7 protein-coding genes are annotated in these 13,400 nt (G+C 35.8%); all 7 read right to left on the reverse strand.

Features of this window, described 5'->3' with window-relative positions:
* Positions 1-1,422 carry a sulfatase gene (locus tag N4270_RS00900; RefSeq protein WP_260094915.1) on the reverse strand — a complete coding sequence of 474 codons (1,422 nt, stop codon included), beginning with the start codon at positions 1,420-1,422 and terminating at the stop codon, positions 1-3.
* A complete protein-coding gene (locus N4270_RS00905) occupies positions 1,423-2,871 on the reverse strand; it encodes a sulfatase (RefSeq protein WP_260094916.1) in 1,449 nt (482 codons plus the stop codon).
* Positions 2,872-2,987: 116 nt separating this feature from the next.
* Positions 2,988-4,574 (reverse strand): sulfatase, encoded by a 1,587-nt coding sequence (locus N4270_RS00910; RefSeq protein ID WP_260094917.1) that lies wholly within the window; start codon positions 4,572-4,574, stop codon positions 2,988-2,990.
* A 7-nt stretch (positions 4,575-4,581) separates the two neighbouring features.
* Positions 4,582-6,216, reverse strand: coding sequence for a sulfatase (locus N4270_RS00915; RefSeq protein WP_260094918.1), 1,635 nt, complete (start codon positions 6,214-6,216; stop codon positions 4,582-4,584).
* A gap of 1 nt (position 6,217) precedes the next feature.
* A complete protein-coding gene (locus tag N4270_RS00920; protein WP_260094919.1) occupies positions 6,218-8,575 on the reverse strand; it encodes a glycoside hydrolase family 3 N-terminal domain-containing protein in 2,358 nt (785 codons plus the stop codon).
* A 35-nt stretch (positions 8,576-8,610) separates the two neighbouring features.
* Entirely contained in the window at positions 8,611-10,131 is a 1,521-nt protein-coding gene (locus tag N4270_RS00925) for a RagB/SusD family nutrient uptake outer membrane protein (protein ID WP_260094920.1), read from the reverse strand.
* 10 nt (positions 10,132-10,141) lie between these two features.
* Entirely contained in the window at positions 10,142-13,306 is a 3,165-nt protein-coding gene (locus N4270_RS00930; RefSeq protein WP_260094921.1) for a TonB-dependent receptor, read from the reverse strand.
* Positions 13,307-13,400: the final 94 nt, after the last annotated feature.

Consider the following 13,400-nt stretch of genomic DNA (forward strand, 5'->3'; position numbering starts at 1 on the left):
CTAAAAGTGTGCTTTCCAATTATTAAGTTCGGCTAATAATGCTTGAGTTATTTCAGGATTTTCTTTTGAAATATCATTAGTTTCAGAAGGATCCTTTTCAATATTATAAAGTTCTGTACGTCCTTTTTCGTACCAATTGATGAGTTTGTAGTTACCTTTTCTAACAGCTGATGATTTGGTGTCACCAGTGTTTACAGGTCTTGCTTTAGACGAATGCCAAAACACAGTTCTATCGGTCCATTGTTCTTTATTTTGAAGAATTGGTAGAAAGCTTTTTCCGTTGGTTTGTAAAACCTTTTGAGCTGTGATATCTAAAACCGTTGGAAACACATCCATGAGCATTACCAAAGATTCGTTATCGATTTTTGGTTGAAATTTTCCATTCCATTTTACCATTAACGGCACTTTGATACCACCATCGTACAACCAACCTTTTCCTGCGCGAAGCGGATGGTTTGTGGTTGCTAAATGACGTTGTTTTGTTCCGTCGTTGGATAAACCTCCATGATCTGAAGAAAAGATAACAATAGTGTTGTTAGCAATATTCAAATCTTTTAAAAGTTGCAGCAATTTGCCAACGTTGTCGTCCATGGTTTCCACCATAGCTGCGTAAGTTGCGTTATCCTGACGCATTTTGGTACGACCAGTTCCTTCTTTGATGTATTCTGGCTGATTTCCGAAGTCAAAATTTTTGATTTCAGTTTTATTTCTAGCAATATCTTTTTCCTTTGCTTCTAAGGGCTGATGTACTGCATAAAACGAAAACATGGCCATAAACGGTTTGTTCTTGTCTGCATTTCTAATGTATTTCGCCACATTATCGGTCATCACATCCATAAGGTAATCACCTTCTTTGCTTATTTCATCTACATCTGGAATGGGTGATTTTTTGGTTTTACCGTTGCGTTTCAGTTCATTAAAAGGATACAAAAAACTAATTGGCGAACCTGCATGACCAGCAGCAAAACTAAAATCGTAACCAAAATCTTTTAAGCTTTCCTCGCTTCCTAAATGCCATTTTCCAAAATAAGCCGTTTGGTAACCAGCTGTTTTAATATTCTTAACAAAATTCTTTTGATCTGGAACACTATTCATTTCAAACCCATCATCTGGAACATCACCATTTTGCACAGGATAATTGCCTGTCATCATCGCATATCGTGATGGCACGCAACGCGGATAATTAGCATAGGCATTATTAAATACAACCGATTCCTTTGCCAACGCATCAATATTTGGCGTTTGATAAATCTGGCTACCATTCATACTCAAATCGTGAAAACCTAAATCATCTACATGAATAATGAGAATGTTAGGTTTTGTTTCAGTTAAAACTGAAACTGAAGTCTGGGTAGTTTGTTTAGGCTTGCAACCTAGAAACAGTAAAACAATAAGTAAAATGCTTGGCTGAAAAAACCTCATTTAGTTTTTCTTTTTATTATTTCCTTGCCCCTTATTACCGCCTTTGTTTTTCTTACCAACATTCAAGCGCTCTGGAACAAGGTATTCCTTTTTCCAATCTTTTAACAGTTCCAGCATTTGTTTCGCTTTTGCTGATTCTTTTTCGGCTAGGTTATTTTTTTCTGAAATGTCTTCCTTTAAATTATAAAGTTCAATGGCTTTGGTTTCTAGATATTGAACTAATTTATAATCGCCAGAACGTACGACAGCCATTTTACTGTCTCCAGTACTGTGAGGTCTTGCTTTTTTTGAAATCCAAAATACGGTTCTGTCTTTCCAGTTGTCTTTTCCTTTTAAAACAGAAGCATAACTTTGTCCATCGACACCTTCAACCTTTTTGTTTGCTGCTAACTCTAATAAGGTTGGAAAGACATCCATCCCTAAAACAATAGACTCACCATCTACACGAGGTTTTAAGTGATTGTCCCATTTAACAAATAATGGCACACGAATACCACCTTCATACAACCAACCTTTTCCTGCACGAAGCGGAATATTAGTTGTAGCCAAATGACGATCACCTTTGTGACCATCGTTTGACAGACCACCATGATCTGAAGAAAATACGATAATGGTATTTTTATCGATTCCTAAATCTTTAAGCGTTTGTAATAATTTACCAACATTTTCATCGACGTTCTCAACCATTCCTGCATAAGCAGCATCATCTTGACGCATTTTACGACGCCCTTCACCTTCTTTGATATACTCTGGTGTATCGCCAAAATCCATAGATTTCAACTGCTCTTTATTACGAGCTTCATCTTCTGGCTTTGCTTCAATGGGTGTATGTACCGAATAGTAGGCTAAAACAGCTAAAAATGGTTTGTCTTTTGGATTGTTTTTGATGAAATTGATGGTTGCGTCAGTTAACATATCTGAAGCATAATCACCTTCTTTTCCATCTCTTTCTAAATCTGCAACTTGCTCTTTATGTTTTTTACCATTTTTGTTATAGTTAAATGGGAAAAATCTACTGCCAATTCCTCCAGCTCTTCCTGCCGCATACGAATCTGTAAACCCAAAAGGCTGTGGATCACTATCCCCTTCTCCTAAATGCCATTTTCCAACATAATAGGTATTATAACCAGCTTTATTAAATTGCTTAATGAAGTTTTTTTCTTCGGGAATGGCTCCCAAATTTCCTTTGTTTTCATTGACTGGATAAGTACCAGTAATCATACCATAGCGCGAAGGTGTACAACGTGGATAACTGCTATAGGCGTTTGTAAAATTAACCGATTCTTTAGCTAAGGCATCAATATTTGGTGTATCATACAACTCTGAACCAGTAATGCTTAAATCGTGATAACCTAAATCATCCGTATGGATAATTAAAATGTTTGGTTTGTCTTGTGCAAAAACTCCAATTGTCAGACAAAATACTAGTAAAAAAGTTATTTTTTTCATGGTGTTAATAAATGTTGTTATCAATAAGTCCATGTCATTAGACATGTAGTTGTTGTGTTAGTTTAATTCAGAAAGTGTGCCAAAAAAAGCGATAATAGAATATCGCTTTTGATGTGTTACTGAGCAAGGTGCGATTTGAGCTTTGACTTTAAATCTGCAACAATAGCTTTATATTTTGAATCATCAACCCAGTTTTTTGTTTCCAAAGGATCGTTTTCATAATCATAAAATTCACGCCCAACAATGTTTTCCTCTTTATAGGTTTTATAACTTCTGTACTCATTATCGTGCCATTCAGTATAGCGGTATTTGTCTGTTCTCACTGAATAACCCATACGTTTACCACGAGCATATTGGTGATATGCATAATCCATAGTAACTGTTGTTGCAGGATCATTGTCTAAAAGCGGCACTAATGATTTGCCATCGGTTTGTGAGCTTTGTGGTACATTAGCTAATTCGAAAACTGTTGGAAATAAATCTACAAGATTTACTGGATGATGAGATTTTTGGTTCTTCTCAACACCAGGACCTGCAAACATAAACGGAATGCGTGTTGCTTGCTCAAAGTTTGAGTGTTTACACCATTCGGTATGGTCACCTAAATGCCACCCATGATCTCCCCAAAGCACAATTATGGTATCGTCTAAAATGTTACGTCTTTCTAATTCATCTAATAACTTACCTATTTGCGCATCTATATAGGATATACAAGCCATATAGCCGTGAATGAGTTCACGTTGTTTTGCTTCAGGTAGAACATCTCCCTGACGCAATTTATTATCGATATCTGAAAATGCACGTAACTCTCCGAAAGAGTGAAATGCAAATTTTGGTGTGCCTTCTGATAGTTCTTGAAATTGAGCTAATTCAATTTTATCTCTGTCATATAAATCCCAATATTTTTTTGGGGCTACAAATGGTAAATGTGGCTTTTGGTAACCGACACCTAAAAACCAAGGTTTTCCAGATTTTTCTAAATCATCTAATTGTTTAAAAGCGGTTTCAGTGTATAAACCATCTTGATAAGCTGTATCACTAACATCTGCACTTTCGGTTGAAGGCTTTAAATGCTTAAACACATAGGCTCTGATTTTACCATTCTTAGTAATGCCTTTGGCTTTTGCTTCAGCTTCGAGTGCAGCCATTTGACGTTTTGTCTCTGGGTTTTGATAGTAAGAAAACGCCGCTTCGCCAGCAGCAGGATCAAAATTATTTGGCAATTGATGAGGCATCGACCAACTTTTTCCATCATGTCCAGGTGCTGAAGATCCTTTATGGTATATTTTCCCTACTGCTGTAGTTGCATAACCTTGAGAGATCAAATATTCTGGCATTGAAATTAAATCTGAAGATGTTCTAAAATCGGTATGTAAATCCCAAACTTTTGTACGGTCTGGGTTAGCTCCTGTCATCACACTTGCACGAGATGGTCCACAAACCGCATATTGCACATGTGCGTTTGTAAAGGTCATACCCATTTTTGCCAAACGGTCAAAATTAGGTGTATGCATTTGCGAGGCTCCATAATTTGAAAGTAATGGTTTTAAATCGTCAATGGCAAAGAAAAGAATATTCTTCTTTTGACCATTTGGTTTCGTTTCCGTTTTAATTGTAGTTGTTGAGGTAGAAGATTTTTGTGCATTACACGCTACCAAAGTCACAAGAACAACTAATGTTGCTATGGTTAGTATTTTTTTCATTTTTATACTATCTATCAGTTAATACATCTTGAACAGAGGTTTCATCGTCTTCTCTATCAATAATAGAACCAAAATCTTTATCTGTAATTTTTCGGAAATCTACCAACGATTTATCGTTTTCATATTTCTTCATTAGGTCTTTTAATTCAACTTTTAAATCTGCTACTACTTTAGTATACTGCGGATCGCCAATAATATTATTTATTTGGTTTGGATCATTTTCTAAATCATACAATTCCCAAACATCAATATTATAATAGAAATGTGCCAGCGTATACTTTTGAGTTCTGATCCCATAATGAGGCTGTACATGATGCCAATAAGGAAACTCGTAATAGTGATAGTACATTCCTTTTTGCCAATTTTTCGGTTGTTTCCCTTCTAAATTAGATTTAAAACTAACACCTTGCATTTTTTGTTCGGTTTCAATATTTGCTAAATCCAATAATGTTGGTGCAAAATCGATATTAGTAATAATATCTTCATTAACTGTACCAGCTTTAACTTTCGCTGGATACCTTACCATAAATGGCATGCGCAAAGATTCTTCATAGATAAAACGCTTATCAAAGAATCCGTGGTCTCCTAGATAAAATCCTTGATCTGAAGTTAATACAATGATTGTATTTTCAGTTAAATTATTATCATCTAAATATTTTAATACGCGGCCAATGTTATCGTCAACAGACTTGACACAAGCCAAATAATCTTTAATATAGGTTTGATAACGCCATTTTCTACCTTCTTCGGCAGTCATCCCTTCTGGCTGGACAATTTCTCCTGGTTTTGCACCATAGAAAGCCCACTTGATTTTTTCTTTTCCTTTTAAATTGGCTGGTTCTTCAAATTTCATATCTCTTCTTGAGAAATATTCCATAGTCATTTCTGTATCTCCAGCTGTTAACTCACGTCCTTTATAATCATCGTTAAACGTTGCTGGGTAAGGCATTTCAATATCTTCCCAAAGTTTTTCATATTTGGTATCTGGTTGCCATGGTCTATGAGGTGCTTTGTACTGTAAGACCATCATAAAAGGAGCGTCTTGCTTTCTTCCGGTTTCTAACCAATTCATAGCAAAATCGGTACTCAAATTCGTTGAGTAGCCTTCTACTTTTACATCTGTGCCATTTTCGTTATAAACTGGATTCCAATAATGTCCTTGTTGTCCTGCCGAATTATGATATTTAAACATATCAAAACCTTTCGGCTCTGTGCCTAGATGCCATTTTCCGAAAAGAGAAGTTTGATAGCCATTTTTTTGAAATTCTTGAGGGAATGTCCATTGTGTTTCATCAAACTTACCTCCACTTTCATTTTTGTAATAGCCATTTAGGTTACTATAATTACCTGTTAAAATGGCGGCACGTGAAGGTCCGCAGATAGCATTTGTACATAACACATCTTGGAACAGCATCCCTTCCTTGGCAATCCTGTCAATATTTGGTGTAGGCGCTATATCACTATATATCCCACCATAAGCACTAATGGCTTGTGTTGTTAAATCATCTGCCATGATGTAGATAATGTTAGGTTGCTGTGTCTCTTCTGCTTCAATATAATTTAAAGCTTGATCTTTATTCGTTTGCTTGCAAGCAACCATAAGCAGCATGCATAGAACACCTAATTTTAATGTCTTTAACATATTAGTTTACTTTTTCAATGGTGAAACCATTCTTCACAGAAATGGTTGTTGTCTTTAAATCTTTATCAGCAGAGGAATTCCCTGTCATTATAGTAAAATCTCCAGGTTCAACTACAAAGTTGAAATCTTTATCGTACATGGCTAAACTTTCTGCAGTAATAGGAATACTTACTGTTTTAGATTCACCCGCTTTCACAAATACACGTTTGTAACCTTTTAGTTCCTTAACTGGTCTTGTGTATGAACTTCTGTTATCTCTCACATACATTTGTACAACTTCTTCGCCATCAACATTACTTGTGTTATTGACAGTAACTTCAACAGTGATGGTATCATCAATTCCTGCAAAATCAGCTTTTGAAACTGTAGGTTCAGAAAATTCGAATTTTGAAAAGCTTAAACCAAATCCAAATGGGTGTAATGGTACTTTCTTTTCGGTATTATACTTATGAATGTAAGCCGTTGGCTTATGATTATATATCATTTGTAACTGACCAACACTTCTTGGTACAGTTAATGGTAACTTTCCACTTGGATTAACTTCTCCCGTTAAGATTTCTGCTACTGCTTGTCCGCCAAATGCTCCAGGTTCCCATGCATTTACTACAGCTTTTGCACGTTGCTCTAACCAAGGCTCTGCAATAGGGCTTCCACTTACGTAAACTACAACAACAGGTTTATTTAGTTCAAATAGTTTATTTGCTAATTTTATTTGATTGCCAGATAATGCTAAAGTGGCGCGGTCAATGTTTTCACCTGTGGTTTTGTTTTTCCAATCGTGTCTGTATGAGTTTTCACCCAAAACCAATATGATGATATCCGATTGTGCTGCCCTTTGCTTTGCAGTGGCAATATTCTCATCTGTAATCCATTTTGAACGTTGACCACAATCGTAATAATCTGTTGCGTAGTTATACTTTTCAGCCAAATTATCAATACCTTCTTTTATGGTAACATAGTTATCTTCTGGTTGTGGTGATGTCCAATCACCAAGCGTTGTCATATTATCTGCATTAGGACCAGTGATGAAAATTTTCTTTCCTGATACATTTTTTAGTGGAAGAAAACCATTGTTTTTTTGAAGCACAACACCTTTTCTAGCCTGTTCTAAAGCTGTCTGTTTGTGTTCTTCGGTAAAAATTTTGCTTTTTATACTCTCTAAATCGATAAATGGGTTTTCAAAAAGTCCTAATCTAAATTTCGCTTCCAGAATTTTATAAACAGCATCATTTACACGCTCTTCACTTAGCTTACCTTCATTAACTAACTCAACTACATAATCTTGAAAATAGGGTCCGTGCATATTCATATCCATACCCGCTCCAACCGAAAACTGAACAGATTCTTTAAAGTCTCTAGCAACATGATGCCATTTTGCGATACGTGAAATATCATTCCAGTCGCTCACATAAAATCCTTTAAAGCCCCAACGGTCACGCATTAAGTCGGTCATCATGAACTCATCCATATGTCCTGGCATCCCATTTACTTCGTTGTGTGCAGCCATAATAGAAAACACGTTAGCTTCTTGAACCGCTCTACGATAAGGTGGTAAGAACATTTCAAAAAGTGTTCGTTTTGACACATCGGTTGGTGAAGCATTGAGTCCATTGACAGACTGGCTACCCGCAATTAGATGTTTTGCACAAGCAATAACTTTATCACTTCCAGAAAAGTCATCACCTTGCAATCCTTTGATCGCCGCAACACCCATATTCCCAACAAGGAATGGATCTTCACCATAGGTTTCACCTGTTCTTCCCCAACGTGGATCTCTTAATACATCAATATTTGGTGTAAAGGTCCATTGGGTTCCTGTAGCTCGCATTTCTTTAGCTGTTTGCTGACTTGCTTTTACCATTAAAGAGTCATCAAATGTAGCTGCTTGTGTAATTGGCGTTGGGTAAACGGTTGCGCCACCTTGATAATAGGCATTACCATGGATAGCATCTATACCAATTAACAATGGAATTTTTAAAGGTGATTCTTGAGCTAATTCTTGAAGTTCATTGGCTTCTTCAGCAGTTAATACGTGAAGAAAAGAACCTATTTTACCTTCTCTTGTAAGTCTGGCAATATCAGTAGTTTTAAACCCAGGGTAAAAGCCTTGTGCATCATTTTTATCTAATTCTTCTTCAGATAAATCTCCTAAAGCCTTGCGCATATGTTCCATACCAACATACTGACTCATTTGCGCTGCTTTATCTTCAAGCGTCATACGAGACATCAAGTCTTCAATTCTATCTTCAACTGAAGCTGATGCTTCCAGGTAAAGTGGATTTTGATCGTTTCTAGAATTTTGTGTTTTCTTTTCATTACACGAAATTATTAATGTAGTTACAACAATAATAATAGACATGTATTTAAATAGGTTTTTGATCATTATTTAAAATATTAGTATCCAGGGTTTTGATCTGCCTGAGAGATTTCGGTATTGTTTGATAGTTCAGTTGAGGGAATAGGCAATAACATGTTTTTTACAGAAACAGGGTATATATAATCTCGATTTCCAAGGTTAGAGAAGTTATTATGTGTCTCAATGACCTCTTCCAAGAAATATTCGTAACCACGTCTTCTCGTATCAAACCATTCATGATTTTCGCCTAATAATTCATATTGGCGTTCTCTCATAATTCTATTTCTAAATTCATCTTGTGCCATACCACTCCAATCAGCTGGTTCTGCTGCTTGAGTACCATCTGCTTGCGTTCTTGCTCTAGTTAAAACTTCGTTAACATATTGATAAGCATTTGAAGGACCATTAAGTTCATTCTCTATTTCTGCTAACATTAAGAGTAAGTCAGCATACCTCATCTTTAACATATTTCGGCTTGTAGTAGAGCCATTGAAGCTAGGGTCTAAATATTTTTTTAAACCTGTATAGCCATTATTTCCATTAATTTGAATTGGGTAAAGATTTTGAGTTGAGCCGTTTACTTTTGTATAAGAATCATAAATAAACGTCGCCTCTATTCTTGGGTCTCCAGGATACTGATTAGCATGCTGGTCATACACTTCCTTATTAGGTCTAACACGACCAAATGTAGGATAGTCAAAAAAATCTTGAAGTGTATAAGTTCTAATGATATCTGAATTTCTTTCGGCACCGTTAGCACCATACTGAATTTCAAAAACTGCTTCTGACGTGTTTTCATTGCTTGGGTCATAAAGACTTTCAAAAACCGGCACCAAACTATATTGGCCATACACCTGAATTGCTTCATCGTAAGCAGCTTGCCACATTGCCATATCATTATTCTCACCGGCTAGAGTCATATACACTTTAGCCAAAAACATGTTTGCTGCGGTCTTAACAGGTCTGTCAGACAAATATTCTCCCGGACTAGGAAGCATTAGTTTTGCCTTTTCAAAATCTGATATCACAAGGCTATAAACATCTTCTTTAGAGCTTCTGCCTGTATTCAAACTATCGATGTTTGCAGGTAATGTTTTAATAGGTACACCACCAAAATAACGTACCAAATCAAAATAAGTGGCAGCTCTTATAAAGTAAGCTTGACCCAATGTTATATCTCTGTTTGGAAGTTCAGAGTCTTCCATATTAAAAATTATTGTATTTGCGACATTGATTGTAGCATACATTTGGGGCCACATACGTGTAAGCCAAGTATTATTTGGCAATGTATTTAAGCTTGTTGCATCTTCACTAGCACCTTGGTTAGAAAAAAACTTACCTGAAACAGGTGCAATAAAAGTATGGATTGAAGACCCGTGATAACCTGGTCCTGAATAACTTTTATACAAACCATTTATGGCAGTTTCTACACCTTGTTCGGTCGAAAAGACCTGTTCTTCTTCAAAGAAAGTTTCATAATCTTCTTCTAAATAATCGTCACACCCTACATATGTTAGGCAAAATGTAACTATTCCGATAATTGCTATATATTTTTTCATTTTCATTTTTTTAGAATGTTAAATTAAGTGCTAATGTGAAGGTTCGCTGATTAGGAAAAGAATTCCAATCAACTCCTACTCTTCCTGGATCGAAAGTGAAACTAGCACCTTCAGGATCAAAGCCACTATAATTTGTAAATAGCAGTAAATTTTGACCTGAAATAGAAATGTATGCGTTGTCAAGAACTGAGGTGTCATTAAAAGGAATTCTGTATCCTAATGTGACATTAGACAGTCTTAAAAAGCTTCCGTCCTCAACAATTCGGTCTGTAAAACCAGTTTCATCAGCTAAGTCATAACCTACTCTTGGGTACGTACCATTTGGATTATCTGGTGTCCAAGCATTAAAATACGCTTCGCTTCTTACATTAGTAGAACCATTATCTGCGTAAGCTTCTCGTAATAAATTACCATTAGCGATGTCATTTCCATATACACCGTTAAATAAAGCACTCAATGACCAATTTTTATATTCGAAACTCGTTCCAAAGCCATAATTAAAATCAGGGTTTGGGTTACCTATGATTGTTAAATCATTATTATTTATGATACCATCTCCATTTTGATCGACGAGATAAACATCCCCTAATTGCGCTGGTGTTCCATTAAAACTTGCTGCATTATCAACATCGTCTTGATTGCTCACGATTCCATTTGTTGCATAACCGTAAAACAAACCAGGTTCTTCTCCTTCGATAAAAATGTTCGCTTCTGTTTTAAAGAAATTTCCACCTGAAATCTGGCTTCCTAGATATGCGCTGTAAGTTTCTGTTCCAAATTGATTTGGAGAAAAGCCTATATCACCAACTTCATTTCTATTGAATGCAATATTTCCATACACATTCCATTTAAAGTTGTCGTTACTCACGATATCAGCGTTAATTGAGATTTCAATACCTTTATTGATAAGCTCTCCTCTATTAAAAAACGTAGTTTCAAAGCCATTAGATGGAGCAATAGGCGCATTTAACAATAAGTCATAAATGTTCTTATAATACACATCTACTGATCCTGTTACTCTATCATTAGCCATCCCAAAATCTAGACCAGCATTATATTGACTCGTGGTTTCCCATTTTAATTTAGGGTTGCTAAGGTTTTGCGGCACTAAAGATGTCACAGGGTTACCCTCGGCATCAGAATAAGGCGTTTCGGTTAGATTAAAACGTGTAATAGTACTATAAGGATCTATGGCCTGATTACCTGTTAACCCCCAACCTATTCTTAGTTTGGCTTGTGATATAAATTTAGAATCTTTAAGAAAGTTCTCTTCTTTCATTTTCCAAGCGAACGCAAATGCTGGGAAATAGCCCCAACGGTTATCGCCTCTAAATTTTGAACTACCGTCTGCTCTAAATGTAGCCGTAAATAAATACTTATTAAACATGGTATAGTTAAGTCGTCCTAGATAAGACAAGAGCGACTCTTCTTCAGTATAATAAAATGTAGGCTGTTGGTTTTGACCTGTAGTAATCCCATCTGCCCTTAAATCTTGTAAAGGAAAGTTTGTAGCAGAAGCCGTTGTAAATTTAGTTTGTCTTTGATCAACGATAAACCCAACAGTTCCATTAATTCTATGGTTACGATTAAATCTATGTTTAAACATTAATGTATTATCTATGTTGTATCTAAATCTCTCAAGATTACTTAAACCAGCTTCACCATTACTAAGTGCACCTCGTCTTAAAGCTGTTCCATACCACACCTGTCTTTCTTTAACTCTATAATCTGTACCAATAGCAACTCTATATGTAAAAGCATTGGAAATTTTGTAGTCTAATTTTAGTGACCCTAACAATCTCGTTTCTTTAGATTCATCATCATAATCTGATATCCATGCTCTAGGACCGTCTAAGCTGATATCAAATTCGTCTCCTTCAAAATTATCTTCTTGTCCTATGATAGGTGCTCCTGATACGACTTGTCTAATTAAGCTATTACTTGTACCACCAAGATTTTCTGTCCCTTTAGAAGCAAAGTTTTGAGTAAATTGTGCCGCTATTTTAGTGGTCAATTCTAGTTTATCTGTTAAATTATTGGTGAGTTTTGCATTAAAATCAGTGCTCTTCGCAATAGCTCTTGGTACAATGCCTTCATTTTGAAGATATCCAGCAGAAATATAATAGTTACCATTATCACCACCTCCAGAAACGGCAAGTCTATACTTGTTTGTTATAGCTGTTCTGTAAGTATCATCAGTCCAATCTACACCTTCAATTCTTTCAATGGTATTAGCATTATCAATCATAAATTGTTCATCAACTTCAAATAGAGCGATACTTCCGTCAGGATAAGTATAGTATCTAGGGTTGAAGCCTTGATTTGCTCTTATGTCATTTTGATACTGCACGTATTGTCCCGTGTTTAACACATCAATATTATTAGTAATATGACCTATTCTTGTAGATGTATTAAATGTAAACTTAGCTTCTCCTGGCACGCCTTTTTTGGTTGTTATGATGATAACACCATTGGCACCACGAGAACCGTAAATTGCTGTTGCAGAAGCATCTTTAAGAACTTCAATGTTTTCAATATCCCTTGGATTTAATCCTGTAATACCACCTTGTGGAGACAAGTAACTATTGCCACTCGACAGTGGATCTAAGGTGTCTTCCGTAGCAGAATCGACAATAATTCCATCAATAACATAAAGTGGTTGTGTATTCCCTGTAAGACTATTTAGACCACGAATTCTAATGCTATTTGCTGCTCCAGGTTCAAAAGAACTTTGCACCAAAACACCTGCAGCTCTACCTTGTAAAAGTTCTTCTACATTATTGGATTGTGAGACTAAATCTTCTTTTTTATTTACTGAAGAGATGGCACCTGTTAGGTCTTTTTTATTAACCTCTCCATAACCAATAATCACAACCTCATCTAAAGTTTGTTTATCTTCCTCTAAAACAACCTTTATGTTTGTTTGAGAGTTGATAATGACTTCTTTAGACTTAAATCCTAAATAACTTATTACTAAGGTTGCTGGTGTCTCATCTAAAGTAATGGTAAACTTACCATCAATATTTGTTATCTCTCCTTTTGTTGTCCCTTTAACTATAATTGAAGCTCCTGGTAGTGGGAAATTTGATTCGTCTGTTACAATTCCAGTTACTTGTAGTTGAGCAAAAGTAATTAGTGGAAGTAAGAAAAGGATTAGACCAAAGTATTTTCTCATAATTGATTAAATTAGTTTTGGCTAAACTAACCCAAAGCTTTTAGTTAAGGGTTTAAAAAAATATCACAAAAGGTCTATTAATTGTCAAATATCA

This window comes from Psychroserpens sp. SPM9, from assembly GCF_025153525.1.
Lineage (GTDB): Bacteria > Bacteroidota > Bacteroidia > Flavobacteriales > Flavobacteriaceae > Psychroserpens.